A 26720-nucleotide genomic window follows, 5' to 3' on the forward strand; every position below is an offset into this window, starting at 1 on the left:
AAAGAAAAGGCCGGGGGCGGCATGCCCCCGGCCTTCGCGAGTGAGGATCAGCGGCTCGCCGTCTTCGGCGGCTTGCCGTAGGTGATGCGGTAGACCACGCCGTTCCAGTCGTCCGACAGCAGCAGCGAACCGTCCGCCATCTGCTGCACGTCGACCGGGCGGCCGATGTACTTGTTGTCGACCAGGAAGCCGGTCACGAACGGCTCCGACGACTTCACCGTGCCATCCTTGTTCAGGAAGATGGCGATGACGTCACCGCCGAACTTGTTGGTCTTGTTCCACGAGCCGTGACGGGCCAGGAAGATGGCGTTCTTGTACTTCTTCGGGAACATGTTGCCCGTGTAGAAGCGCATGCCGAGGCCGGCCGAGTGTGGGCCGGTCAGCATGATCGGCTTGGTGTAGTCGCTGCAGCTTTTACCCCAACCCAAGTCCGGATCGACGATGTCACCCTGGTAGCAGTAGGGCGCGCCGAAATGCTCCCCCTCCTTGGTGATGCGGTTCAGCTCGTCTTCCGGCTTGCTTTCGGACAGCCAGTCGCGCTGGTTGTCCGAGAAGTAGAGCTGCTTGTTGACCGGATTCCAGTCGAATCCGACCGTGTTGCGCACGCCGACCGCGACGTTCACGCGGCCGGTGCCGTCAAGATTGATGCGGCGAATCTGACCGTGGTCCTTGTCGTGCAGCACGTTGTTGCCCGGCTGACCGACCGGCACATAAAGCTTCTCGTCAGGGCCGATGGCGATGAACTTCCAGCCGTGGGCCTCGTCCTTCGGCAGATCGGTGTAGAACACCACCGGCTTCTGCGGCTTGTCGAGCTTGTCCTCGACATTTTCGATCTTGGAGATCTGCGACAGTTCGGCGATGTAGAGCGTGCCCTTGTGATAGGCGAGACCGTTCGGGCGGTAGAGTCCCTCGGCAAGGGTCCTCACCTCAGTCTTGCCGTCCTTGTTGACGATGGCGGAGACCTTGTTGCCGAGCCTCGTGCCGACGAACACGGTGCCTTTGTCGCCGACACGCAGCGAGCGCGCGTTGGCGATGCCGCTGGCATAAACCTCGATGTTGAAGCCTGGCGGCAACTTGAGCTGCGCGGTCGGCAGCTTGTCAGCGGCCGCGGGAAGCGGCGGCGCAGCGACCGGCGCGAGCTTGGCGGCGGCTTCGCTGCCCTCAGGCCGGCCAATCAGCGGCGAGCCGGGCGGCAGCGGCGCTGCGGCGGGCGCCGCGGGCGCGGCTGCTGCCGGCGCGGGTGCTGGCGATTGCTGGGCCAAGGCCGGCATGGCCGCAGCCGCCAGCAAAGCCAAACTTCCGGCGTACAGAACACCACGCCGGTACGACGTTGAACTCGACATGCATGCCTCCCTGATGCGAGGCCCGACCCGGCATGGCTCGGCCCCCTTGCGGAGAGTGTCAAACAGATCGGCCTCGCGAGGCAATCGGATTCCATCCGCTACGGAGAGAGGTAAGTCCCTTACATCCGACGATAGTCGTAAGGGCGGTCTTCCTGCACCGCCGCAAGCGCGGTCACCTGCTCGTGATGAGGCGATTTGTGACACACCGGATCGGTCGCCCGCGCGTCGCCGGTCAGCAGGAATGCCTGGCAGCGGCACCCTCCGTAGTCGATCTCGCGCCGCTCACAGCTGACGCACGGCTCCGGCAAAAAATCAGTGCCGCGGAATGCGTTGAAGGCCGGCGACGACGTCCAGATTTCGGCGAGCGAATGCTCGCGCACATTCCAGAACTCCAGACCCGGGATCGACTCCGCGGCATGACACGGCAATACCTTGCCGGCGGGCGTCACGTTGAGTGACCGCTTGCCCCAGCCGCCGACGCAGGGCTTGGGCAGCCGCGCGTGATAGTCCGGCACCACCGCGTCGATCACGATCGCGCCGTGATGTTTTTTGCGCAACTCCTCGACCTCGACCGCGGCGCGTTGCACCTGCTCGGCGGTCGGCATCAGCGCAGCGCGGTTTTTCAGCGCCCAGCCGTAATACTGCACATGGGCGATCTCGATGCGGCTGGCCTTGAGCTTCAGCGCCAGATCGACCATGTCGGACAAGTGCTCGATGTTGGCGCGATGCACCACGAGATTGACGGTGAGCGGCAAGCCGAGCCGCACGGCTTCCGCGGCTAGTGCATGCTTTCTTTGGAACGCGCCGCGATAGCCGGCGATGTGATCGGCGGACACTGCATCGAAGTCCTGGATCGAAACCTGGACGTGATCGAGCCCGGCCTCCCAGAGATCGCGCAAGGTGCGCGTGGTGATGCCGACGCCCGATGTGATCAGATTGGTATAGAGCCCCGCCTCGCGGGCATGGGCCGCGATGTCGACGAGATCGCGCCGCGTACCGGGCTCGCCACCGGAGAGATGCACATGCAGCACGCCAAGCGCCGCCGCTTCGACGAACACGCGCGCCCACGTGGCGGCATCGAGTTCATCCTCGCGCCGGTCGAGCTCTAGCGGGTTGGAACAATAAGGACAGCCGAGCGGACACCGATGCGTCAGCTCGGCCAGCAGGCCCAAGGGTCTGGTCAGCGGTTTCGAGTCCGCCACGCTAGAGCTCCAGCAGCTTCTTCTCGGCGAGTCCCGTCAGCAGCTTCGTCACGTCGGCATCGATCCGGTCGCGCGGGGCCTTAAACGTGCTGGCAAGGTCGTCGACGATGGCCGTATAGGTCGCTTCGCCGGTGCAGCGCTTGAGAATTTCAACGGCGATGGCGTCAGCCTTGAAAATGCGCTCGGGGGCGAGCAGCACCCAGCCGCCCTGGGCCTCGCTGTTCGTCAGCCGGACGCCACGCGGCAGTCTGGGCTTTGCGTCCGGCGCGATCGTTACACTGTCGGTCACCCAGCCTCCTTATAACCGTGACGGCGTGCGGTCTTGATGCCGCAGTTTGCGCTCCCTGAAGCGGTGTTATACGACATCCGCCTAACAAAGAACCCGCTATGCATGGGAGAAACGTATGCGTCCGGGAATGGGATTTTGGCGCGCCGCCGCCGTAGCCGCGATCTTGGCTGCACCGGCCGCAGCCCAGGCTGACGACTATCCGAACAAGCCGGTTACCTTCGTGACCCCGGCCGCCGCCGGGAACAGCCCCGATGTGGTGACCCGCCTGGTCGCCGACAAGCTGACGCAGATGTGGAAACAGCAGGTCGTGGTGATCAACCGGCCCGGCGCCGGCGGGCTGATCGCGGCGCAGGCCGCGGCCGCGCTGCCGAAGGACGGCTATTCGATCTACATGACCCAGGCCTCGACCTACACGGTTCTGCCGATCCAGCAGGAAGGCAAGATGGGCGTCGACCTGCAGAAGGCCTTCACGGCGGTCGGCATGGTCGGTGAGCAGCCGATTGCCGTGGGCGTGAACAAGGACGTCAAGGCGAACAACGTGGCCGAGCTGATCAAGCTCGCCAACGACACGCCCGGCGGCATGCTGTTCGCGGCGACCAATCGCGGCGGCCAGTCGCATCTGACCGGTGAGCTGTTCCGCGAGCGCTCCAAGGCCAACATCTCGTTCGTGCACGCGGCGGGCGCCTCGGTGTCGGTCAACGACGTGGTCGCGGGCCGCATCCCGATGATGTTCGAAGGGCTCGCAGGCCTCGCGCCGGGCACCCAGAACGGCGGCATCCGCCTCCTCGGCGTCGCATCCGAGAAGCGCCTGCCGAACGTGCCCGACCTGCCGACCATGAGCGAGACCGTGCCGGGCGTGGTGTCGAGCGGCTGGATCGTGATGATGGTGCCGGAGGGCGTGCCTGACGCGATCGTGCAGAAGCTCAACAAGGATCTGCGTGTCGCTGTGGCTGATCCGGCGGTGGTCGAGCGGATGCAGCAGCTCGGCACCTATTCGCGCGATTACACGCCGGAGCAGACCACGCAGTTCATGCGCAACGAAGAGAAGCTGTGGTGGCCGATCGTCCGCAAGGTGGTGGCTGAAGATCAGAAGAAGTGACCGCAACGCGGTCATTCCGGGGCGCGCCGTAGGCGCGAACCCGGAATCCACTACCGCGCACTAAATTCTCATCTGGATTCCGGGTTCACGCGCTGCGCGCGTGCCCCGGAATGACCGGGGTCCCATCAACCGCCCGGCGTGAACGCGCCGGGCGGTATTTCTTTGGGATTGACATAGGCGTGCTGGAGCGCGTCGCACATCGCCCAAAGCACGCTGCATTTGAACTCCAGCGCGGCCAGCACCTGCTGCTGCTGCTCGGGTGTGCGCGCGTTCTCCTTGCAGTAGCCCAGCGCGAAATCGGAATCCTTCTTGGCCTGCGGCGGCCGCTTGTCGAAGTATGCCAGCGTCTGGCGGGTGACGAACGGATAGCTCGCCAGCATCCCTTCGACCCGCTCGGTGATGATCTGCGGCGAGAACAATTCCGTGAGCGACGACGCGATGGCTTCGAGCAGCGATTTTTCGCGCACGAAACGTACATAGGCCTCGACCGCAAACCGCGTTCCCGGCAGAAGGCCACGCAGCGACGTCACATAGTCGCGGTCGAGGTCGAGACCATCGGTCAACCGCAGCCAGCGCGCGATGCCGCCGTCGTCCGGCCCTTCACCGTCGTGATCGGCCAGGCGCGAGCGCCACTCGCGGCGGATCGCAGAGTCGTCACAACGCGCGATGAGACTCGCGTCTTTGATCGGAATCATCGCCTGATAGTAGTAGCGATTGAGAGCCCAGGCCTGGACTTGGCCCTTGGTGCATTTCCCGCTGTGCAGCAGCTTGTGAAAAGGATGCAGACGGTGATAGCGCCGCGCGCCGATGTCGCGCAGGGCCGCTTCGAGTTCGTCGGGTGTCAGAAGCTTCATCGCACAACTCTCTGCCGGACGCCGATTACAGCACAATCTCCATGCCGTCCCACGCCACCTCCCAGCCGGCGGCCTCGACGCGGCGGCGCTCAGGCGAGCCGTCGACCAGGATCGGATTGGTGTTGTTGATGTGCACGAAGATGCGCCGCGCGGGAAGACCATTCAGCGCGGCGATCGAGCCGTCCGGTCCGTCGACCGGCATGTGGCCCATGCGGCGGCCAGTTTTTTCACCCAGCTCCGCGCGGATCATCTCGTCGTCGGTGAACAACGTGCCGTCGAACATGATCGCGTTGGCGCGTGACAAGCGCTCGCGGAGCGCAGGCGGCACGGCGGCTGCTCCCGGCACATAGGCGAGCCGCACGCGGCCGTCGGTGATCTCGATGCCGACGTTGGCCGCACTCTCTTCGGCGGTCGCCGGATTTTCGCCCTCGAGATAGAGCGGCACCTTGCCCGGCACTATGAACAGTTCGGCCGTCAGCCCCTCGCCGACGACGAATTTCTCGCCTGGCGCGATGGCGCGGCGGCGCACCACGTCGGGCGCGAGCGCGCCGAACATCGGATTGCCGGCGACGGCGGCAAGCGTCGCGGCCGTGCCCATGATGGCGAAGGGCGAGCGCTCGCGGAGATTCAAAAGCCCCGCGGTCTGATCGATTTCGGCGCCGGTGAGCACCACGCAATCGATGGGACTGCCACGCTTGCCTTCACGGGGCTGCAGCGCCGGGATCGCCTGAATTTGCGCGCGAAGATCGGGAGATGCGTTGAGTAGCGTCCAGTGCTTGCGGTCGGCTGAAACAGCAAGGCTTGCCTGCGTCCGCGGACGCACGCGCGCGTCGCCGACCCAGGCGAGCCGGCAGACATCGCAGTTACAATTCCATTGCGGATAACCACCGCCCGCCGCCGCACCAAGAACGATGGCGGTGAAACCCATTTAAGCGGGAAGCAGTCGAGAGATCAGAATTCCGCCGGCAGGTAGCCGTTGATCTCGAGGCCGACGCAGATTTCGACGAGAGTCGGGGTGGTCCAGGCCATGGTCGTATCCTCTGACTTCATTGCACGAACCTGAACGCGCCAAGCGCCCGATCCGTTGGACGTAAGGCTATGCTTGGTTCCATACGCAGGCAAGCGGCGGGTGGCGCAATCCAGCACTTGTGAAGGCGCAATCCTTTGTGCGGCGCAGCAAGAACGGCCGACGAGTGGGCCAATGGCCCACTACACCAGCATCATCACCGGATTTTCGATCAGCGCCTTGAAGGCGGCGAGCAATTCGGCCCCCAGCGCGCCATCCACGACGCGGTGGTCGCAGGACAGCGTCACCGTCATCTGGCTGACGAACTTCACCGAGCCATCCTCGGCCTCGACCGGCCGCCGCTGGGAGGCGCCGACTGCCAGGATCGTGGCGTGCGGCGGATTGATGATCGCCGAGAATTCACGAACGCCATACATGCCGAGATTGGAGATCGCCGAAGCGCCGCCCTGATATTCAGCGGGCTTGAGCTTCTTGTCTTTGGCGCGGGTGGCGAGGTCCTTCATCTCGTTGGAGATCGCGGACAGCGACTTCTGGTCGGCGTTGCGGATCACCGGGGTCAGCAAGCCGCCGTCCAGCGCCACCGCGACGCCGACGTCGGAGTGCTTGAAACGCAGGATGCGATCGCCGGCCCAGACCGCGTTGGCCGCCGGCACGCGTTGCAGCGCCAGCGCCAGCGCCTTGATGACGAAGTCGTTGACCGAGAGCTTGTAGGCCGCGGCCTCACCCGCCTTCGGCGCGCCGGCATTGGCCTCCTCGCGCAGGCGCATCAACGCATCCATCGTCACGTCGCCGACGAGATAGAAATGCGGAATGGTCTGCTTGGCTTCGACGAGGCGCGTGGCGATCGTCTTGCGCATGCCGTCGAGCGGCACCTCCTCGAAGTCGACGCCCTGGTAGAGCGCCTTGGTTTGCTCGGCCGATGCGCCCGTCGCCATCGCGGGCGCGGCGCGGCCTGCGCCGCTGCCGATCGCCTTCTCGACATCGGCCGCAACGATACGGCCGCGCGGGCCTGAACCGGAAACACGCGACAGGTCGATGCCGTTCTCGCCGGCAAGTCGGCGCGCGAGCGGCGTGACGGACGTGCCGCCGGTGGTCTTCGCCGCGCCGAAGTTGCGCGATGGCGTACGCACCTCGAAGAACGGATCGAGATTGGCGTAAGCGAAATTGCCTGGAGCCGGTTGGCTCTGAACGCTCGCCCGCGCAGGCGCGACCGGAGCGAGCGCGGGCTTCGATGGAGCCGGTGCTGCAGCCACGGGCGCGCTTGCCTCCGGCTTGCTCGCGGTCGCACCGCACTCGCCCGCGATGATCGCCACCACGGCACCGACCGGCGCGACATCGCCGGCATTCACCCTGATCTCGCTCAAGGTGCCGGTCGTGATCGACGGCACCTCCATCGACACCTTGTCGGTCTCGATCTCGAACAGGTTGTCGCCCGGCTTCACAGCCGTGCCCGGCGTGACGAACCACTTGGTGATCTTGCCCTCGGCGACAGTCTCGCCGAGTTGCGGCATCAGCACGTCCACTATTCTCTCCACCTGTCATCACCGGGCCGCGCTTAGCGCGAGTCCCGGTGATCTCGATTCCATTGGCACACCCTGTCCGCCCGATCGGGATCGCCGGGTCAAGCCCGGCGATGACAGCGGAGAGTGCAGCGACTTCCTACCAGCTCACCGAGATGTACTGCGTCTCCATGAACTCCAGCATGCCCTCATGCGCGCCCTCGCGGCCGACACCGGACTGCTTGGTGCCGCCGAACGGCGCCGCCGGATCGGAGACGAGACCACGGTTAAGGCCGATCATGCCGAAGTCCAGCTTCTCGGAGACGCGCATGCCGCGGCTGAGGTCCTTGGTGTAGAGATACGCCACAAGACCATACTCAGTGTCGTTAGCGCGATGGATCACCTCGGCCTCGTCCTTGAAGGTCTGCAGCGACGCAACGGGTCCGAAGATCTCTTCGTTGAGCATCTTGGCGCCGTCCGGCACGTTCGACAGCACGGTCGCGGGATAGAAATAGCCGGGGCCTTCGGGCCGCTTGCCGCCCGTCAGAATCTTCGCGCCCTTGCTGACCGCATCGTCGACCAGCTCGATCACCTTGTCGCGGCCTTCGGCATTGACCAGCGGGCCGAGCGCCACGCCGTCGTCGAGGCCGTTGCCCATCTTCAGCCCGGCCATCTTGGCGGTCAGCTTCTTGGTGAACTCGTCCTGCACCTTCTCGTGCACGTAAAAGCGGTTCGCCGCCGTGCAAGCCTCGCCCATGTTGCGCATCTTGGCGATCATCGCGCCGTCGATGGCGGCGTCGATGTCGGCGTCCTCGAACACGATGAACGGCGCATTGCCGCCAAGCTCCATCGCAGTCTTGAGCACCTGATCGGCGGCGCCATGCAGCAGCTTGCGGCCCACTTCAGTGGAGCCCGTGAACGAGACCACCCGCACCCGCGGATCGTGCAGCATGGTATCGACCACCGGGCCAGACCGGCGCGACGGGATGACGTTGCAGACGCCGGCCGGCACGCCGGCCTCTTCCAGGATCGGCATCAGCGCCAGCATGGTGAGCGGCGTCTCAGAGGCGGGCTTCAACACCACCGGGCAGCCGGCGGCGAGCGCCGGACCGATCTTACGGGTGGCCATGGCGGCCGGGAAATTCCACGGCGTCACCAGCACGGCGATGCCGGCCGGCTTGTGATGCACGAAGATGCGCGCACCAGTGGCTGGCGCGATGCCGTTCTGGCCGAGATTGCGCACGGCTTCCTCGGCGTACCAGCGGAAGAACTCGGCCGCGTAGGCCACCTCGCCGCGCGAGTCCGACAGCGCCTTGCCGTTCTCGATGGTGATCAGCTTCGCGAGCCGCTCGGCGTCGCGCATGATCAGCTCATAGGCCTTGCGGAGAATCTCGCCGCGCTCGCGCGGCTTCTTGGCGGCCCAGGCCGGGAACGCGGCCTGCGCGGCATCGAGCGCCGCCTTGGCGTCGTCGATGCTGGCGCTGGCGACCGAGGCGATCTTCTGCTCAGTCGCAGGATCGATCACGTCGAAGCGCGAATTGTCGGAGGATTTTTTCCACTTTCCGCCGATCCAGAGGTCGGTCGGCACGTTCGCGAGCAGATTGTCGTAGGCGGCCATTGTTTCCTCCACTCTTTCCCTTGGACCCCCACCCCGCCCCTCCCCCTTTCAGGGGGAGGGAGAACCGTGCCGCACGACCGTCCTCCCCCTGAAAGGGGGAGGACGGAGGTGGGGGTCATTCGGTGGTGGTGTTCATGCTCTAGCTGTTCAACGTCTTCCGCACCCGGTCGACGATGCGGTCCACCGTCGGCAGGATGGCGTCTTCGAGAATGTCGGCAGCCGGCAGCGGACAGTGCGGCGTGGTGATCCGCACCAGCGGGCCGTCGAGATCGTAGAAGGCTTCATCGGCGATGATCGACATGATCTCGGCGCCCCAACCGCACAGCCGCGGATTCTCTTCCACCGAAAACGCGCGATGCGTCTTGGCAACCGAGCCAAGGATGGTCTGGGTGTCGAGCGGCACCAGTGAGCGCACGTCGATCACCTCGCAGTCGATGCCGTGCTCACTGGCGAGCTTCTCGGCAGCGGCGAGCGCGCGCGGCACCATCAGGGCCAGCGCCAGGATGGTGGCGTCCTTGCCAGGCCGGAGAATCTTCGCGGTGCCGAGCTTGTCGAGGATCTCGCCGTCCGGCACCTCACCCTTGGTGGCGTAGAGCGACTTGTGCTCAAGGAAGATCACCGGATCGGGATCGCGGACCGACGCGGCCAGCAAGCCGATGACATCGACCGGGCTCGACGGCGCCACGACCTTGAGGCCGGGGATCATCATGCACCAGTTCTCGACGCTCTGAGAGTGTTGCGCGCCAAAGCGCGAGCCCGCGCCGTTGCCGGTGCGCACCACCAGCGGGCACTTGGTCTGCCCGTTGGTCATGTAGCGGCTCTTCGGAAACTCGTTGGCGATGTAGTCGAAGCACACCGCGAAGAAGTCCGAGAACATGATCTCGGCGATCGGCTTCAGGCCGGTCATCGCCGCGCCCATGGCGGCACCGAGAATAGCCTGCTCGGAGATCGGCGTGTCGCGCACGCGCAGCGGACCGAACTGCTCATAAAGCCCGACCGTGGCCTTGAACACGCCGCCGGCCTTGGCGATGTCCTCGCCGAGAAACACGACATCCTCGTCGCGCTTCATTTCCTGCGCGATGCCGCGGATCACCGCGTCGCGATAACTCAGTTCCGCCATGCGAAGCCCCCGTCGGCATAGACGTCAGTGGTGAGAATATCCATCGGAGGATTCGGCGCGGCCTTGCACTTCTCGGTCGCGTCATCGACCATCGCCTTGACGCCGTTCACGATCTTGTCGATCTGCGCGTCGCCGACGCCGAACGCTTTGAGCCGCTCCTTGTAGATCTTGATCGGGTCGCGCTCCTTCCAGCGTTCGAGCTCGCCCTCGGGGCGGTACTTCGCCGGGTCGGCGCGGGAGTGACCGCTGTGGCGATAGGTCAGGCACTCGATCAGCGACGGGCCGCCGCCCGCGCGTGCCTTGTCGAAGGCCTTGATCGCTTCGCGGTACACCGCGTCGGCGTCGTTGCCGTCGATCACGATCTTTTCCAGGCCATAGGCCGAAGCGCGATCGCCGGCCGGGCTCGGCACCGCCGTGACGTCGGCGATCGGCGTGTATTCCATGTAGAGGTTGTTCTCGCAGACGAACACCACCGGCAGCTTCCACACCGCGGCAAAGTTCAGTGCCTCGTGGAACGCGCCGATGTTGGTCGTGCCGTCGCCGAAGAAGCAGACCGACACGTCGCTGTGGCCTTTGTACTGCGCCCGCCAGGCCGCGCCGCAGGCGATCGGCAGATGCGCGCCGATGATGGCGTAGGAGCCCATCACGCCGTGATCGGTCGACATCAGATGCATCGAGCCGCCCTTGCCGCGCATCAGGCCGTTGTCGCGCTGCATCAACTCGCCCAGCACCTTCTCGACCGGCACACCGCGGGCCAGCGTGTGGGCATGGCCGCGATAGGTGCAGAAGGACAAGTCGCCCTTCTTCATCGCCACCGCGAAGCCCGCCGCCACGGCCTCCTGGCCGAGCGACAGGTGGCTCGTGCCCTTCACCAGGTTCTGCAGGAACAGGTCATAGGCGCGCTGCTCGGCTTCGCGGATAATGACCTGGGTCTCGAACAGCTTGAGCCGGGTCTCCTCGCCGATGTCGTCGTTGGCGGCGTTTTGGGCAGCAGGCTTGTCCAACATGTCGCTTCCTTGGGTTTTCCCTGGCGGTTCCTTGGACGTCAGGGTTTGGCCGGTATCAGGCGGGGCGGCGCTATTTTGTCAACGGGGCTCGTTCGGGGCAACGGTGCCATGCGTGCGGCGCTCCCGGTGCAAAAGATAGAGCCCGGAGCCGATCACGATTGCGGCACCCGTCAGAGTCCAATGATTTGGGACATTGGCGAAGACCAGGTAGCCGAAAGTCGTGGCCCAAATCAGCTGCGTATACATGAAAGGAGACAGCACCGAAGCCGGCGCATGCCGGTGGGCGACGATCAACAGATAATGTCCGAAAGCGCCGAACGCGCCCATCGCCACCATCAGCACGCCATCGAGGACCGACCGTGGCGGCGTCCAGACGAAGGGCAGCACCGGCAGCATAATCGCCGTTCCAAACAGGTTCGAATAGAACAGCGTGGTCTGGCTGGAGTCGTAGCGGGCCAGCATCCGGGTGGTGATGCCGTAAAAGGCATAGCAAACCGCGCTCGCGCCAGAGAGCATGGCCGCCCAGTGAAGCCCGCCAAAGCCCGGGCGGATCACCACCATGACGCCTGCGAAGCCCACGCCGATCGCGATCCATCGCCGCCAGCCCACCCATTCGCCGAGCATGGGCCCGGCCAGGATCGCCACCATGAACGGCGTCGAAAACAAAATCGCCAGCGCCTCGTCGAGCTGCAGGTACCGGAACGCCATGAAGTTGAAGAAGGTCGAACCAAGCAGCAGAGCGGAGCGCCCGATCTGGAGGAGCGGCTTCGCGGTTCGCAACAGCCCCGGTCGGACAATCGGGTTGGAGATCAGCAGCGTCAGCACGAAGGCCGAGGCGTAACGCACGGCGACCACCTGCAGCACGTCCATGCGCGTGCCGAGATATTTGCCTATGGCATCGAGGCAGGCGAACGTCGCGACCGCGCCGCACATCAGGCCGATGCCGATCAGCCGCTGGCGGTGCTCCTGGACTGAATCTAGCGCGGGGCCGGTCAATAGGTCGCCCGTCCGCCGGAAATGTCGATCACCGGGCCGGTCGTGCCGCGCCAGATCGCGACCGCGGTCCTGTCCGCAGAATCAATCTGATTAGCCATCACGATAAAAGCTACCGGACGAACGCGCCGCTGGCGACAACCAGCAGCAACGGGAACGTCCGCTGCGTCGCGCCTACTTTCTAAGTCGGCACAATTCAATTTCATGGCGTTTGATAGAAAGACACTCGCAAAGGCTGTGATCGCAAGTGTCCCGACTTTCGCGGTTCCACCGGAGCCCTCGCAGGGGTGCTTAAAAATGCATCGCAGCATTACAAAAACTTAATCGAAGGCGCTGCCCGGCGAGCGCTGCGGCCGATTGCCGCTCACTGCGGCCGTATGTCATTGCTGTGACGGGCGCGACGACACCAGTGGGAGGCGGCCATGTGGGTCCTTCTGATCTACGTGATCTTGATGATCGCGGGCGACATTCTCGACTATTTCATCGGCTCGGCTGCGGCGAGCATCTGGGGCGACGCGATCAGCTTGCCGATCTTCCTAGCCTGCTATTTCGCAACACTTGCGATCGCTTGGGTCATCGCGGTGCAGATCGCAGAAAGAATGAAGCTGACGACCTGAGCGCGTCAGGCCTCTCTCGCGATCGCGCTTTCGTGCCAGCGGCGCAGCGCGACATGATTGAGCATCGACAGCATCGCGAAGATCGCGATGCCCGCGATTGAGAGCAACAGCAGCGCTGCAAACATGCGCGGGATGTTGAGGCGATAGCCCGACTCCGCGATGCGGAAGGCAAGGCCGGAGCCCGCTCCGGCCGAGCCTGCCGCGATCTCCGCCACCACCGCACCGATCAGCGACAGCCCGCCTGCGATCCGGATGCCGGCGAGCATCTGCGGCAATGCGGCCGGCAGTTTCAGCTCCCACAACACCTGCCAGCGCGATGCGCCGTACATGCGGAACAGATCCGCAAGGTTGTGATCGACCGAATTCAGACCGAGCGTGGTGTTGGCGAGCACCGGAAAGAACGCGACGATCCAGGCGCAAGCCAGCACCGCGGCCTGCTGCGGCAGATAGATCAACAGCAGCGGCGCAATCGCGACCACCGGCGTGACCTGCAGGATCACGGCGTAGGGATAAAGCGAATGCTCGAGAAGCCGCGACTGATTGAACAGGATCGCAAGCCCGATGCCGCCGGCGACAGCGAGCACCAGGCCCTCGACGGTGGTCGTCAGCGTCGCGAGCAGCGACGACCACAGGATGCTCCAATCCGATACGAGCGTGGAGAGCACCAGTCCGGGCGCCGGCAGAATATAAGGCGGGATACCGTTGATGCGTACCACGAGGTCCCACACCACAACGCTCAAGATGAGCACGCCGGCCGGCGCCGCGATGCTGAGCGCGCGCTCGTTCATGCCGCGGCCCCCGCGCGCTGCTGCATCGCCTTGGCCAGCGCCTCAGACGCCACGCGGCAGTAGCCGGCATATTCGGCGGACGTGCGGAACTCGGCGTCACGGCCGGGCGTGTCGATGACAAGCTCGCTCGACACCCGGCCCGGCCGCCCGGTCATCACCACGATGCGGCTCGAAAGGTAGACCGACTCGAACACCGAATGGGTGACGAACACCACGGTCGTGCGCAGCTCACGCCACAGCGCGATCAGGTCGTCGTTGAGCTTGAAGCGCGTGATCTCGTCGAGCGCCGCGAAGGGTTCGTCCATCAGGAGAATGCGCGGCGCGGTGACGAGCGCTCGCGCGATCGACACCCGCATCCGCATCCCGCCCGACAATTCACGCGGATAGGCCTGCGCGAAATCGGCAAGGCCGACGCGGCCGAGCGTCTCCATCACGCGCGCGCCGACATCGGCGCGGCTCGCGCCCGCAAGCTTCAGCGGCAGGAAGACATTGTCGAACACCGTCGCCCAAGGCATCAGCGTCGGCTCCTGGAACACGAAGCCCAGATTCTTGCGCGCCGAGGAATCGCTCCAATGCACTGTGCCGCGCGACGGCTCGCTCAAGCCCGCAACGATGCGCAGCGCCGTCGACTTGCCGCAGCCCGACGGTCCGAGCAGCGACAGGAACTCGCCGTCACGGATTTCGAGATCAAGTCCCTCGAGCGCCAGTGTGCCGGTACCGAATAACTTGCCGACGCCCCGCAGCGTGACGACAGGAGCGGCGGGCGGCGGCGCCATCGTTACTTCCGCAAGCCCACTTCGGAATAGAACTCGACCCAACGCTTCACCTCGGCCGCATGGTGCGCCGTGAAGGCCTCGACACCCTGTCCGGTCGGCTCGAAGCCGATCGCGCGGAGCTTCTTCTGGATCTCCGGGTCTTTCACCACCTCGACGATGGCCTTGCCGAGCGTTTCGCGAACGTCGTTCGGCAGTCCCGGCGGTCCGTAGATGCCGAGCCAACCGGTGACGACCACGCCCGGCACGCCGGCCTCCTCGAAGGTCGGCACGTTCGGCAGGCCCGCCTGACGATACGGGCTGGTCACCGCCAGGCCCTCGATGGTGCCGGCCAGCACCTGCTCATTGACCACCGGCGACACCTCGATGATGAGCTGGATGTGGCCCGCGATCAGGTCATTCAGAGCCAACGGCCCGCCCTTGTAGGGCGCGTGCACCATCTTGATGCCGGTCTTCTGCATCAAGAGCTGAGTCGAAAGGTTCGCGAGCGAGCCCTCGCCGGTCGATCCATAAGTGAGTTCGCCCGGCCGTGCCTTCGCATAGGCGATGAATTCCTGCACCGAATTCACCGGGAGGCCTTTATGAACCACCATGGTGGTGGCGTATTCGGCCGTGCCCGCGATCGGCACCACGTCCTTCATCGGATCGAACGGCGCCTTGGTGTCGATCGCGTAGTTGAGAACCAGTGAGCCGACATTGCCGACCATCAGCGTATAGCCGTCGGGTTCAGCCTTCAGGAGCTCCTTGAGGCCGATGACGCCGTTCGCGCCAGGCTTGTTCTCCGCAACCACGGTCTGTTTCAGCTTGTCGCGCAGTCCCTCGGCGACGATCCGGCCGGACAGATCGGTGATGCCGGCAGGTGGAAACGGAATCAGCAGCCGGATCGGCCGCGACGGATAGGGATCGGCGGCGTGAGCCGTGACGGAACACACAACGGCGATCAGAAAGGATAAAAATGCACGCATGCTTCCGCCCCGATGAGTCATTGCCGGCAGGAGATCAGTTCTTGGGACGCAGGTCGAGACCTACACCCTTGTTCACGAACTGCAGGGTGTAGGCCTTCTTGTAGTCGACATTGGCCTTCACCACGCCGGCCGCGACCATCTGGTCGAAGAAGCCCTTCATCCGCGCATCCGTCATCGCGCCGATACCGAGCTTCAGCGAATCGCCGGAATCCACGATGCCGTATTCCTTCATCTTGGCGATCGAATAGGCGAGCAGTTCGTCGCTCATCTCCGGATTGTCGCGCTTGATGCGCGCATTGGCGGCGGAGTTGTCGCCGTAGATGTAGTTAGTCCAGCCGGTGATCGAGGCATTGACGAAGCGCTGCACCACATCCGGTTTCCTGCTGATCAGGTCGCGCCGAGTCTCGATCAAGGTCGAGTAGCTGCCGAAGCCCTGGTCCGCGAGCAGGAAGATCACAGGCTTGAAGCCGCCCTGCTTCTCGACCGCGTAGGGCTCCGACGTCACGTAGCCCTGCATCGCGCTTTTTTTGTCTGCAAGGAACGGCTGCGGGTTGAAGGTGTAGGGCTTCACCTTCTTCTCGTCGAAGCCGTATTGCCGCTTCATCCATTGGAAATAGGAGGCGACGCCCTCGTTGGAGACGAACAGCGTCAGCTTCTTCAGATCCTCGAACTTCTCGATGCCCTGACCGGGATGCGCCAGGAACACCTGCGGATCCTTCTGGAACATCGCCGCGACCACCGCGGTCGGCACGTTCTGGGCCGCAGCATCGAACGCCTGGAGCGAATTGGCGCTCATGTAGAACTCGATCTTGCCGGCCAGCAGCTGCAGCCGGTGATTGACGTTCGGACCGCCGGGCAAAATGGTGACGTCGAGGCCGGCCTTGCGATAGGTGCCGTCGGCGAGCGCCTGGTAGAAGCCGCCGTGCTCGGCCTCCGCCACCCAGTTGGTCGCAAACGTCACCTTGTCGAGCTGCTGCGCCTGAGCCGCGGCGGGCCCTAGCGCCAGCACCACGACCAGGGCCCGCGAAAGAGCTGACAGCATCACCCGAACCTCCTCAATTCCCTTCGAATCCGCCGAACCATACGAAAGGCGTTCCGCCTTGGCGAGGACGTCGGCTTCAACCCGTCCGGTGGTAAAAAAACTTTCGAACAGCTTTGAACCTTTCCCGAGCGGGCCACGACCAATGGCCAAATGGCGGCTGTCACCATCACCGCCTCCCTAAACGATCGGCGTTCCCCCCGTCCCCCACGCGCCGATCCGTTCGGCCCGCCCGGTCCCATCCCCCTCCGGGCGGGCCATCCTTTTTCGGGGTGTCCCGGCTCCCGCCTGTTCGGTGCTTGACTTAAGTCTCCGCAAACCGGAGCAATGCCGCTTCGTCGGAGCCCCGCGATGCGCGAGGCAGGAAGAACCACAGTCTGGGGATTGGAATGACAAAGGGTCTGCGGTCGCGTCTCGCACAATATGGTGACGAGGAATTCGCGCTGTTCCTGCGACGGGGATTCCTGAAAGGCGCGGGTTTCACCGACGATGCACTCGACCGGCCGATCGTCGGCATCCTCTCGACCGCGTCCGACTTCAACCCCTGCCACAAGACCGCGCCACAGGTCGCCGAAGCCATCTCACGCGGCGTGCGCATGGCGGGTGCCCTGCCCTTCGTGTTCCCGACGGTGTCGCTGCACGAAGCCTTTTCGTACCCGACCTCGATGCTGCTCCGAAACCTGATGGCGATGGACGTCGAGGAGATGATCAAGGCGCTGCCGCTCGATGCGGTGGTGCTGATCGGCGGTTGCGACAAGACCATTCCGGCCGAATTGATGGGCGCGATCTCGGCCAACATGCCGGCGATTGTCGTCAATGTCGGCTCGATGCTCGCCGGCAAACACGAAGGCGCGCGGCTCGGCGCTTGCACGGATTGCCGCAGGCTTTGGGCGGCCTATCGGGCCGGCACGCTCGACGGCCCGGACCTCGACCGCGCCCACGACCAGCTGATGCCGACGTCGGGCACCTGCATGGTGATGGGCACAGCGTCCACGATGGCCTGCATGGCCGAGACGCTGGGCTTCATGCTGCCGGGCACCGCCACCGCGCCCGCGGTGTCGTCGGACCGCTGGCGCTTCGCGGAGGCCACCGGCAAGCGCGCCGCCGAGATGGCGGTCTCGGGCGGACCGAAGCCGCGCGACATTCTCACCAAGTCGGCACTGCGCAACGCCTCGGTGGTGTTGCAGGCCATCTCGGGTTCGACCAACGCCATCGTGCATCTCGCGGCGATCGCGGGCCGCGCCGGCATCGCTTACGATCTGCAAGAGTTGGATCAGGTCGGCCGTGAGGTGCCGGTGCTGCTCGACCTCAAGCCCGCCGGAAACAACTTCATGGAGGACTTCCACGCCGGCGGCAGCCTGCCGGCGCTGTGGCGGCGGCTCAAAGATCACCTCGATCTCAACGCCAAGCTCGTCAACGGCGAGACCATCGGCGACGTGATCGCGCGCTGGCCGGCTTATGTCGACGACAAGATCATCCGGCCGCTCGACAATCCACTGGTCAAGAACGAAGCGATTGCAGTCCTCACCGGCAACCTTGCGCCGCAGGGCGCGGCGATCAAGCTTGCGGCGGCGACGCCGGAGCTGTTCCAGCACCAGGGTCCCGCGCTGGTGTTCGACTCGCTCGAAGACCTCGAAAAGCGCATCGACGATCCGAACCTCAACGTCACGCCGCAGACCGTGATGGTTCTGCGCAACGCCGGCCCGGTCGGCGCGCCGGGCATGCCCGAGGCCGGCGCGCTGCCGATCCCGAAGAAGCTCGGCTCCAAGGGCCTGAAGGACATGGTGCGGCTCTCCGACGCGCGCATGAGCGGCACGGCGTTCGGCACCGTGATCCTGCACGTGTCGCCCGAAGCCGCGACGGGCGGCCCTCTCGCGCTGGTGCGCGACGGCGACATCATCGAGCTCGACACCAAAGGACGAAAACTGACACTGAAGGTCGACGACGCTGAGCTCGCCAAACGCAAGGCGCAGTGGAAGCCGCCGGCGAAGCCGGAGCGCGGCTACCATCGCCTCTGGGTGGATACGGTGACCCAGGCGGAGCAAGGCTGCGACTTCGACTTTTTGCTCGGAAAATAGCGGCTCTCGTGTCCCGCTGATCCGGGACCCCGGTTGCTATCAGCGAACAAGAAAGAAACCGGGGTCCCGGGTCTGCACCGCGTCACTTCGTGCCGCGGCGCGCCCGGGACACGAGACTGCCTAGCTCCCCAATTCCTTCCGCACGATCTTCGCGCCTTCGACCATCGCGCAGATTTTGCCGAACGCCACCTCGCGCGGCAGATACTTCAAGCCGCAATCCGGCGCCACCACGATCTGCTCCGCGGGCACATGCGGCAGCGCACGGCGGATGCGCTTGGCCACCGTCTCCGGCGTCTCGATCGTCATGTCCGACAGGTCGAGCACACCGAGAATGATGGTCTTGCCGGGTAGCTTCTCCAGCACCGCGCAATCGAGGCCTGATTGCGCGGTCTCGACCGACACCTGCTGCACCGGCGAACCTGCGAACTCCGGCAGGAACGAATAGCCCTCCGGCCGGACGTGGATCACTGCCGCATAGCCGAAGCAGATGTGCACCGCCGTGGTGCCCTTCACGCCGTCGAGCGCGGCGTTGAGCGCCTTGAGCCCGTACTTTCGCGCCTTCTCCGGACGCGCCTGCATGTAGGGCTCGTCGATTTGCACGATGTCGGCGCCGGCCGCGAACAGATCTCTGATCTCGGCGTTGACGGCCGCGGCGTAGTCCAGCGCCATCTCCTCCTCGTCCTTGTAGAAGTCGTTCTGCGCCTGCTGCGACATCGTGAACGGGCCCGGCACCGTGATCTTGATGGTGCGGCCAGTGTTGGCGCGCAAAAACTTCACGTCGTCGACCTCGACCGGATGCTTGCGCCGCACCTTGCCGGCGACCCGCGGCACCGGATTGGGATGGCCGGAGCGGTCCAGCGCCGTGCCAGGGTTGTCGATGTCGACGCCTTCAAGAGCGGTCGCGAAGCGGTTGGAATAGCTTTCGCGCCGCATCTCGCCGTCGGTGATGATGTCGAGGCCGGCGCGCTCCTGGTCGTGGATGGCGAGCAGCGTCGCATCATCCTGCGCCTGCGCGAGATACTCCGACGGCACGCGCCACAACTCCTTCGCACGCACGCGTGGCGGAAAGCGTCCTGCGAGTTTCTGGCGATCGATCAGCCATTCCGGCTGGGCGTAGGAACCGACCAGCGAGGTCGGCAACAGCGGCAAGGACGTGGCCATGACCCGGGCAACCTTCCAATTCGTTTTGATCGTCCTATTGGAGACTCATCGCGAGCACTCGCGCAACATGTAAAGCGTCACGGCCCGTGCCGTCGTGGATCTGGTGGCGGCACGAGGTACCGTCAGCGACGATCAACGTGTTGGCGTCGGCCTTGCGCACGGCAGGCAGCAGCGACAGCTCACCCATCGCGAGCGACACATCGATCGTGTCGGCGTGATAGCCGAAACTGCCGGCCATGCCGCAGCAGCTCGATTCGATCGGCTCGACTTTGAGATCGGGCACGAGCTTCAGCACGGTTTCAACCGGGCTGAAAGCATCGAACGCCTTTTGATGGCAATGGCCGTGAACCATCGCACGATCGGCGATCTTCTTGAGCGGCAGCTTGAGGCGGCCGGCGGCGGCTTCGCGCGCGAGGAATTCCTCGAAGGTGAAGGCGTTGTCGGATAGGCGCTTCGCTGCGTCGCCCTTGAGCATTGCGGGAACTTCGTCCCGGAAGCTCAGCAGGCAGCTTGGCTCGAGCCCGACAACCGGCACACCGCGATCGATGAAGGGCTTCAAGGCGGCAAGCGTGCGCTCGGCTTCGCTGCGCGCCTCGTCGACCTTGCCGACGGACAGGAAGGTGCGGCCGCAGCACAGCGGACGGGATGAGTTGTCGGCGGGTTTCGCGATATGCACACGATAACCACCGGCCTTCAGAACGGCTAAAGCCGCATCAAGATTTTCGCGCTCAAAATAGCGGTTGAACGTGTCGGCGAAGAGCACCACTTCACTCCCTCCGCCTTCCGTCGACCCATTCGCAAATATATCGGAGCGCCATCGTGGCAACGAACGGCGCGCGCTAAATCCCGCGACGACCTCCGACAGCTTCGCTGCGCCCGGCAGCATATCGCGCAGGTTCAACAGCCACGCGAGCTTCGCCGTGTAAGGAGCGTAACGCGGCAGATAGCCTACCAGCCGCTCATGCAGCGATAGTCCTTGCTTCGCCGCCCTCGCCGCCTGCACTTCTATCTTCATCCGCGCCATGTCGACGCCAGTCGGGCATTCGCGCCGGCAACCCTTGCACGATACGCAGAGCCTCAGCGTCTCGGCCATCTCATCGGAGAGCAACGCGTCCGGTCCGAGCTGGCCGGTGATGGCGAGCCTGAGCGAATTGGCGCGGCCGCGGGTCACATCGCGCTCGTTCCGCGTCACGCGATAGCTCGGGCACATCACGCCACCGGCAAGCGAACGGCAGGCGCCGTTGTTGTTGCACATTTCGACCGCGCCCTGGAAACCGCCGCCCTGCCCCGGATAGGCCGACCAGTCGAGCTCCGTCGTCATCGCCATCGCCGCATAGTCCGGCGCGTAACGGAAATTCGTGCGGTCGTCGAACTTCGGCGCATGCACGATCTTCCCCGGATTCAGAAGCGCCTCCGGATCGAAACGGTCTTTCACCTCTTCGAAGGCGTGCACCAGGCGCTTGCCGAACATGAACTCGTGGAATTCGGAGCGCACGATGCCGTCGCCGTGCTCGCCCGAATGCGAGCCTTTGTACTCGCGCACGAAACTGAAGGCCTGTTCGGCGATGGCGCGCATCGCCTTGACGTCCTTCTCCAGCCGAAGATTCAGGATCGGCCGCACATGCAGGCAGCCCACGGAAGCGTGCGCATACCAGGTGCCGCTGGTGCCGTTCCGCTCGAACACCTCGGTGAGCCGCGCCGTGTAGTCGGCGAGGTGCTCCAACGGCACCGCGCAATCCTCGACGAAGGAGATCGGCTTTCCGGCATCCTTCATCGACATCATGATGTTGAGGCCCGCGGTGCGAAGCTCCGTGATCGCGGCCTGCAATTTCGGATCGTAGACGTCGACGACACCTCCCCACTTCGCGCCGCTGTTGCGCCAGCCGAAGCCGAGATCGCCCATCAGCTCATGCAGACGCTGCAAGCGCCGCTCGTTCTCGTCCGGCTCCTCGGCGAATTCGACCAGCAGCAGCGCCGCGGGCTTGCCCTGCACGAAGGCTTCGAGAGTCGGGCGGAACATCGCGATGTCGCGGGCGAGCGCGATCATCGTCGCGTCGACAAGTTCCACCGCGATCGGCGCGAGCTTGACGATGTGCTGCGCCGCGGCCATCGCATCGTGGAAGCTGCCGAAGTGGCAGGCGCCGACTGCGCGCTTGCCGAGCACCGGCGACAGCTTGATCTCGATCGCGGTCGAGAACGCCAGCGTGCCTTCCGAGCCTACGAGAATATGCGCCAGGTTGACGTCGTTACGCCCCGGCACCAGTGCGTCGATGTTGTACCCCCCGACCCGGCGCTGCACCTTGGGAAAGTGCGCCGCGATCTCGTCGGCCTCACGAGCGCCAAGCGCGAACAGATCACGCGCCAAAGGCTTCAGCGGCGAGTTGTCCGGCATGTCGGAAAGGTCCGCCGCCACGGGACCGAAATGGGCCTTGCTGCCGTCGATCATCAGCGCATCGATCGAAAGCACATTCTCCCGCGTGTTGCCGTAGCGCAGCGAGCGTCCACCGCAGGAGTTGTTGGCCGTCATCCCGCCAATGGTGGCGCGCGAGGCGGTCGAGACATCGATCGGAAACCACAGACCATGAGCCTTGAGCTGGCGATTGAGATCGTCGAGCACGATGCCGGGCTGCACCCGGGCTCTCCGACCGGTGACATCAAGGTCGAGAATCCTGTTGAGGTGCTTGGAGCAGTCGACGATCACCGAATGATTGACGGTCTGCCCGGACTGCGATGAACCGCCGCCACGCGGCGTCACCGGCACCTTCTCCGAGCGACAGATTTCTATCGCACGTTCGGCTTCTTCTATCGTGCGCGGGAGCACCACGCCGAGCGGCATGATCTGGTAGTGCGAAGCGTCGGTGGCATAGCGCCCCCGGGCGAATCGGCCGAAATCGACCTCGCCCACCTCGGCCTTCAGCCGCCGCTCCAGTCCCGGCAGTAACCGTTCCGCCACCGATTCCTCCCAAACATGCGGCCGTGAGTCGGCCGGCATTGGTCATAAAGGCCATCCTCACCATATGTCATTCGATTTGCCCTTGACCACGCCACCGCAATCGAGTTCAACGCCGCCAGCCGGGCCTTAAAGCCCCCCAAAAATCAGTCCTAACAGGAGCCTTCGATGGCCCAGAATTCCGCGCGCCAAGCCGGGCGTCACTTCCTCCAGATTCCCGGGCCGACCCCGGTGCCGGACCGCATCCTGCGGGCCCTCGACCGCCCGGTGATCGACCATCGCGGTCCGGAGTTCGCCAAGGTCACCAAGCGCGCGCTGGAAGGCATCAAGACCATCTTCAAGACCACCAATCCGGTGATCATCTTCACGGCGACCGGCACCGGCGCCTGGGAGGCCGCGCTGACCAACACCCTGTCGCCGGGCGACCGCGTGCTGATGGTGGAGACCGGCCAGTTCGGCACCTTGTGGAAGAAGATGGCCGAGCGGATGGGGCTGAAGCCCGAGTTCATCACCACCGACTGGCGCCATGGCGCCGACCCGAAGGCGATCGAGGCCAAGCTCCGCGAAGACAAGAACAAGGAGATCAAGGCGGTCTGCGTTCTCCACAACGAGACCTCGACTGGCGCGCTCACGCCGATCGCAGAGATCCGCAAGGCGATCGACGCGGCCGGCCATCCGGCGCTGTTCCTGGTCGACACCATCTCGTCGCTCGCCTCGGCCGACTATCGCCACGACGAATGGGGCGTCGACGTCTCGGTCGGCGGCGCGCAGAAGGGCCTGATGCTGCCGCCCGGCATGTCGTTCAACGCGATCAGCGACAAGGCGCTGAAGGCCAGCCAGACCTCCAAGCTGCCGAAGTCGTTCTTCGCCTGGGACGACATGCTCAACATGAACAAGGTCGGCTTCTTCCCGTACACGCCGGCGACGCTGATGATCCACGGCCTGGTCGAAGGCATCGAGATGCTGCACGAGGAAGGCCTCGACAACGTGTTCGCGCGCCACAAGCGGCTCGCCGAGGCCACGCGCATTGCGGTGAAGACCTGGGGCCTCGAGAACCTCAACAAGAACGCCGCGCAAGTGTCGCCGACCATCACGGCCATCCTGCTGCCCGAGGGTCACGACGCCGACAAGTTCCGCGCGCTTGCGCTCGAGACCTTCAACATCTCCTACGGCGCAAGCTTCGGTCCGTACGCGGGCAAGTACTTCCGCATCGGCCACCTCGGCGACATCAACGACGGCACGCTGCTCGGCGCGCTCAGCATCACCGAGATGGCGCTGTCGCTCGCCGGCGTCCCGCACAAGAAGGGCGGCGTTCAGGCCGCGATGGACTTCATCACGGCGGCGCACGCCGATCCGAAGAAGGCGGCCGCCGAATAAACCAACGAACCAGTTGTGATGTGACAAATGGCCGGGCTTGTCCCGGCCATTTGCTTTTGTTTTGGTAGCTTCAAACCAACAACACAAGTGTACCGCCATGCGGTCACGAGGGGGGACGATGAAGCTGCACCGACTGGCATTTACGACTGTATTGCTTGCGCTGACTTCTGCATCGGCACTCGCCCAGAACTACCCCAACCGTCCGATCCGCGTGCTGGTGCCGTTCGCGGCGGGCGGCGCGGTCGACACGCTGGCACGGCTCGTCGGCCAGAAGCTCTCGGAAAATCTCGGCCAGCCGGTGATCATCGAGAACCGGCCGGGCGCCGGCGGCAACCTCGCCTCGGACGTGCTCGCGAAGGCGCCGCCAGACGGCTACACGGTGCTGCAGACCGTCAACGGCTTGGCCATCAGTCCTTCGCTCTACAAGACGCTGCCCTTCAACGTCGAGAAGGACTTCATTGCGGTCACGCAGATCGTGCAGTCGCAGCTGCTGCTCGTCGCCAATCCCAAACTTGAAGCCAACAACGTCGCCGAACTGATCAAGCTCGCCAAGGCCAAGCCCGGCTCGCTCAATTACGGCTCGACCGGCGTCGGCAATCCGCTGAGCCTCACCATGGAGATGCTCAAGAGTGCGGCCGGCATCGAGGTTCAGCCGGTGACCTATCGCGGCGACGCGCCGGCGAACGCGGCGCTGATCGCGGGCGAAATCCAGCTCGGCGTGATGCCGATGGCGACCACGCTGCCGCTGGTCGAGAGCGGCCAGCTCAAGGCGCTGGCGGTCGGCGGCCTGACACGCGCGCCCGCGCTGCCGAACGTGCCCACAGTGGCCGAGACCATTCCGGGTTTCGACTCGACGAGCTGGCAGAGCTATTTCGTGCCGGCCGGCACGCCGCGCGAGATCGTGCTGCGCCTGCAGCAGGAGACTGCGAAGGCGCTGAAGAACCCCGACGTGATCGAGCGCCTGAAGGCCGGAGGCAACGAAGGCGTGGGCTCGACGCCGGAGGAGTTCGACCGCGTGTTCCGCGCCGACATCATCAAGTTCGCCAAGATCATCGCGGATGCGAAAATTCCGAAGCTGGATTAAGAATCCGGGCAGGAAACGGCCAAGGAGCGCCTGATGTCACGATTGGGATTGATGCTCGGCGCTCTGCTTTCGGTCTGCGCTGGACCAATCGGCGTGCAGGCCGAGACCTATCCGAGCCGGACCATCCGCGTCGTGGTGCCTTATGCGCCCGGCGGCGGCGTCAGCATTCTCGGCCAGATCGTCACCAACAAGATGAGCGAGATCCTCAAGCAGCCGATCATCATCGACAACCGCCCGGGCGCCGGCGGCAATCTCGGCGCCGAGATCGTCGCGAAGTCGCCGCCCGATGGCTACACCATCCTCCTGCACACCAGCGCGATGTCGAGCGCGTCCGCGCTCTACAGCAAGCTGCCGTTCGATCCGTCGAAGGATTTCATCCCGGTCACGATGGTGATCTCGACGCAGTTCGTGATCGCCGGCTCGCCGAAAGACCCCGCCACCAATCTCACCGAACTCGCGACTGAGGCGAAAGCCACGCCCGGCGCGCTGAACTTCGGCTCGAGCGGGCCGGGCTCGTCGCTGCATATCTTCGCCGAGATGTTCAACAGCTTCACCGGCATCAGGATGGTGCACATCCCCTATCGCGGCGACGCGCCGATGGTCACCGCTCTGATCGGCAACGATATCCAGCTCGCCTTCCTGCCGCAGGCCAACGGCATCGCCAATGTGCAGAGCAATCTCATCCGTGGCCTGGGCGTCACCGGGACAAAGCGGATGGAGGCGCTGCCGAACGTCGCGACAGCGGCCGAACAGGGCGTCAAGGGCCTCGAGGTCGGAAGCTGGAACGCGATGTTCGTCCCGGCCGGCACACCGCCCGAGATCGTCAAGACGATCCAGCAGGCGGTGGCGCAAGCGCTCGCCGATCCCAAGCTGCGCGAGACGCTGATCCAGACCGGCCAGGAGCCGGTCGGCGACACGCCCGAGCAGTTTGCCGCGACCTTCAAGGCTGATGTGGCGCGGTTCAGCAAGGTGGTCGAAGTAGCGAAAATCCCGAAGCTCGATTGAACGCTTCATCAGCGACTTTGCGGCACGCATGGCGTGCTGCATAATGGTCGCATGGCCAGCAGGCGATCCCGCACCATCAATCTGCCGGCGCCGTATTTGCAGCGCGTCTGGCTCGACCGCGAAAAGATCGGCGATCCCGACGCCTATCCGTTCTGCCTGCCGTTCCTGCAGAAGGAGTTCGACTTAGGCTTCGACCGTGCCATCACCATCATTGTCGGCGAGAACGGCACCGGCAAATCCACGCTGCTGGAAGGCATCGCCGCGCTCGCCGGCTACGACGAAGCCGGAGGCGGCAAAGGCTATCGGCCGGTCGATCACTCAAACGCCGTCGAGGTGATGGGCGGCCAGCTATCGAAGGCGCTGCGTGCAAGCTGGCTGCCGAAGATCACTCGAGGCTGGTTCTTTCGTGCCGAAAGCTTCTTGTCTGTGGCGCGCTACCTTGACGAGGCAGCGCGCGACGTCGGCGAGCTCCCGCCCGATTTCCTGTCCCATTCGCACGGCGAAGGCTTTCTGCGCTTCTTCCAGGAGCGCTGCCAGCGCCAGGGCATCTTCATTTTCGACGAGCCGGAATCGGCGCTGTCGCCGTCGCGGCAGGTCGAATTCCTCAAGCTGCTGCGGCGCATGGACGAGTCCGGCATCAGCCAGGTGATTATGGCGACGCATTCACCGATGCTGATGGCCTATCCGGATGCGCGGCTGCTGCAGCTCACCAAATACGGACTCGATACGGTGCGCATGGAGGACACTGGGCACTATCGGCTGATGCGGGAGTTCTGGATGAACCCGAAGGCATTCATCGAGACGATGATGGGCGACGAGTAACGCTCATCGC

The 26720-nt window shown here is 64.7% G+C and carries 23 protein-coding genes and 1 pseudogene; 7 read left to right on the forward strand and 17 right to left on the reverse strand.

All coding sequences use genetic code 11. The annotated features are described in order from the left end of the window. Window positions 1–47 precede the first annotated feature (47 nt). The 3 genes from RHPLAN_RS32575 to pqqD all read right to left on the reverse strand — a co-directional run bounded on the left by RHPLAN_RS32575 (window position 48) and on the right by pqqD (window position 2834). Window positions 48–1343, reverse strand: a complete 1296-nt coding sequence (locus RHPLAN_RS32575) for a PQQ-dependent sugar dehydrogenase (RefSeq protein ID WP_084246045.1) — start codon at window positions 1341–1343, stop codon at window positions 48–50. A 119-nt stretch (window positions 1344–1462) separates the two neighbouring features. Further along, window positions 1463–2545 (reverse strand): pyrroloquinoline quinone biosynthesis protein PqqE, encoded by a 1083-nt coding sequence (pqqE, locus tag RHPLAN_RS32580; RefSeq protein ID WP_068027499.1) that lies wholly within the window; start codon window positions 2543–2545, stop codon window positions 1463–1465. Window position 2546: 1 nt separating this feature from the next. Beyond that, complete coding sequence (gene pqqD / locus RHPLAN_RS32585) at window positions 2547–2834, reverse strand: pyrroloquinoline quinone biosynthesis peptide chaperone PqqD (RefSeq protein WP_068027502.1); 288 nt, start codon at window positions 2832–2834, stop codon at window positions 2547–2549. Window positions 2835–2949: 115 nt separating this feature from the next. On the opposite strand from pqqD, the gene RHPLAN_RS32590 reads away from it, so the two are divergent. Next, window positions 2950–3933 (forward strand): Bug family tripartite tricarboxylate transporter substrate binding protein, encoded by a 984-nt coding sequence (locus RHPLAN_RS32590; RefSeq protein WP_084246047.1) that lies wholly within the window; start codon window positions 2950–2952, stop codon window positions 3931–3933. A 131-nt stretch (window positions 3934–4064) separates the two neighbouring features. Here the strand turns inward: RHPLAN_RS32590 and pqqC are convergent. From pqqC to RHPLAN_RS32625, 8 genes and pseudogenes are all read right to left on the reverse strand, one after another. Beyond that, window positions 4065–4787, reverse strand: a pseudogene (gene pqqC / locus RHPLAN_RS32595) (pyrroloquinoline-quinone synthase PqqC); the annotation flags it as partial. Window positions 4788–4812: 25 nt separating this feature from the next. Next, window positions 4813–5715, reverse strand: a complete 903-nt coding sequence (gene pqqB / locus RHPLAN_RS32600) for a pyrroloquinoline quinone biosynthesis protein PqqB (protein WP_068027509.1) — start codon at window positions 5713–5715, stop codon at window positions 4813–4815. A 23-nt stretch (window positions 5716–5738) separates the two neighbouring features. Next, window positions 5739–5816, reverse strand: a complete 78-nt coding sequence (pqqA, locus tag RHPLAN_RS38760) for a pyrroloquinoline quinone precursor peptide PqqA (protein WP_157100820.1) — start codon at window positions 5814–5816, stop codon at window positions 5739–5741. A gap of 180 nt (window positions 5817–5996) precedes the next feature. Beyond that, window positions 5997–7325: a pyruvate dehydrogenase complex dihydrolipoamide acetyltransferase gene (locus tag RHPLAN_RS32605; protein WP_068032198.1), complete on the reverse strand. Its 1329-nt coding sequence runs from the start codon at window positions 7323–7325 to the stop codon at window positions 5997–5999. A gap of 148 nt (window positions 7326–7473) precedes the next feature. Then, the gene (locus tag RHPLAN_RS32610) at window positions 7474–8931 is read right to left on the reverse strand and encodes an NAD-dependent succinate-semialdehyde dehydrogenase (RefSeq protein ID WP_068027513.1); all 1458 of its coding nucleotides are present in this window, start codon (window positions 8929–8931) and stop codon (window positions 7474–7476) included. Window positions 8932–9070: 139 nt separating this feature from the next. After that, window positions 9071–10051, reverse strand: a complete 981-nt coding sequence (locus RHPLAN_RS32615) for an alpha-ketoacid dehydrogenase subunit beta (protein WP_068027518.1) — start codon at window positions 10049–10051, stop codon at window positions 9071–9073. Next, the gene (locus RHPLAN_RS32620) at window positions 10039–11058 is read right to left on the reverse strand and encodes a thiamine pyrophosphate-dependent dehydrogenase E1 component subunit alpha (protein ID WP_068027522.1); all 1020 of its coding nucleotides are present in this window, start codon (window positions 11056–11058) and stop codon (window positions 10039–10041) included. The genes RHPLAN_RS32615 and RHPLAN_RS32620 overlap by 13 nt, the downstream gene beginning before the upstream one ends. 78 nt (window positions 11059–11136) lie before the next feature. Next, on the reverse strand, window positions 11137–12054 hold the full coding sequence (locus tag RHPLAN_RS32625) for a DMT family transporter (RefSeq protein ID WP_237179957.1): 918 nt from the start codon (window positions 12052–12054) through the stop codon (window positions 11137–11139). Window positions 12055–12473: 419 nt separating this feature from the next. Between RHPLAN_RS32625 and RHPLAN_RS32630 the strand changes: the two genes are divergently transcribed. Further along, the gene (locus RHPLAN_RS32630) at window positions 12474–12668 is read left to right on the forward strand and encodes a hypothetical protein (protein WP_068027523.1); all 195 of its coding nucleotides are present in this window, start codon (window positions 12474–12476) and stop codon (window positions 12666–12668) included. Between the two features lie 5 nt (window positions 12669–12673). On the opposite strand, the gene RHPLAN_RS32635 is transcribed toward RHPLAN_RS32630, so the two are convergent. Genes RHPLAN_RS32635 through RHPLAN_RS32650 form a run of 4 tightly spaced genes read right to left on the reverse strand, consistent with a single transcriptional unit; the run spans window position 12674 to window position 16236 of the window. Beyond that, window positions 12674–13456 (reverse strand): ABC transporter permease, encoded by a 783-nt coding sequence (locus tag RHPLAN_RS32635; protein WP_068027525.1) that lies wholly within the window; start codon window positions 13454–13456, stop codon window positions 12674–12676. After that, complete coding sequence (locus RHPLAN_RS32640; RefSeq protein ID WP_068027527.1) at window positions 13453–14232, reverse strand: ABC transporter ATP-binding protein; 780 nt, start codon at window positions 14230–14232, stop codon at window positions 13453–13455. Before RHPLAN_RS32640 ends, RHPLAN_RS32635 begins: the two co-directional genes overlap by 4 nt. A gap of 2 nt (window positions 14233–14234) precedes the next feature. Beyond that, a complete protein-coding gene (locus RHPLAN_RS32645) occupies window positions 14235–15194 on the reverse strand; it encodes a Bug family tripartite tricarboxylate transporter substrate binding protein (RefSeq protein ID WP_068027529.1) in 960 nt (319 codons plus the stop codon). 34 nt (window positions 15195–15228) lie between these two features. Continuing rightward, window positions 15229–16236, reverse strand: a complete 1008-nt coding sequence (locus RHPLAN_RS32650) for an ABC transporter substrate-binding protein (protein WP_068032199.1) — start codon at window positions 16234–16236, stop codon at window positions 15229–15231. A gap of 386 nt (window positions 16237–16622) precedes the next feature. On the opposite strand from RHPLAN_RS32650, the gene RHPLAN_RS32655 reads away from it, so the two are divergent. Beyond that, complete coding sequence (locus RHPLAN_RS32655; protein ID WP_068027533.1) at window positions 16623–18311, forward strand: dihydroxy-acid dehydratase; 1689 nt, start codon at window positions 16623–16625, stop codon at window positions 18309–18311. 120 nt (window positions 18312–18431) lie between these two features. Here RHPLAN_RS32655 and RHPLAN_RS32660 read toward each other — a convergent pair whose 3' ends face one another. Both RHPLAN_RS32660 and RHPLAN_RS32665 read right to left on the reverse strand, forming a co-directional pair. Beyond that, complete coding sequence (locus RHPLAN_RS32660) at window positions 18432–19472, reverse strand: uroporphyrinogen decarboxylase family protein (protein ID WP_068027537.1); 1041 nt, start codon at window positions 19470–19472, stop codon at window positions 18432–18434. A 34-nt stretch (window positions 19473–19506) separates the two neighbouring features. Further along, window positions 19507–22425, reverse strand: coding sequence for an FAD-binding and (Fe-S)-binding domain-containing protein (locus RHPLAN_RS32665; RefSeq protein WP_068032202.1), 2919 nt, complete (start codon window positions 22423–22425; stop codon window positions 19507–19509). A 165-nt stretch (window positions 22426–22590) separates the two neighbouring features. On the opposite strand from RHPLAN_RS32665, the gene RHPLAN_RS32670 reads away from it, so the two are divergent. The 4 genes from RHPLAN_RS32670 to RHPLAN_RS32685 all read left to right on the forward strand — a co-directional run bounded on the left by RHPLAN_RS32670 (window position 22591) and on the right by RHPLAN_RS32685 (window position 26710). Further along, on the forward strand, window positions 22591–23799 hold the full coding sequence (locus tag RHPLAN_RS32670; protein WP_068027540.1) for a pyridoxal-phosphate-dependent aminotransferase family protein: 1209 nt from the start codon (window positions 22591–22593) through the stop codon (window positions 23797–23799). Between the two features lie 118 nt (window positions 23800–23917). Then, on the forward strand, window positions 23918–24883 hold the full coding sequence (locus RHPLAN_RS32675) for a Bug family tripartite tricarboxylate transporter substrate binding protein (RefSeq protein ID WP_198164601.1): 966 nt from the start codon (window positions 23918–23920) through the stop codon (window positions 24881–24883). A gap of 33 nt (window positions 24884–24916) precedes the next feature. After that, entirely contained in the window at window positions 24917–25888 is a 972-nt protein-coding gene (locus RHPLAN_RS32680) for a Bug family tripartite tricarboxylate transporter substrate binding protein (RefSeq protein ID WP_084246055.1), read from the forward strand. A 51-nt stretch (window positions 25889–25939) separates the two neighbouring features. Continuing rightward, complete coding sequence (locus RHPLAN_RS32685) at window positions 25940–26710, forward strand: AAA family ATPase (RefSeq protein ID WP_068027550.1); 771 nt, start codon at window positions 25940–25942, stop codon at window positions 26708–26710. Window positions 26711–26720 lie beyond the last annotated feature (10 nt).

Origin of the sequence: Rhodoplanes sp. Z2-YC6860 (assembly GCF_001579845.1) — a bacterium.
GTDB lineage: Bacteria > Pseudomonadota > Alphaproteobacteria > Rhizobiales > Xanthobacteraceae > Z2-YC6860.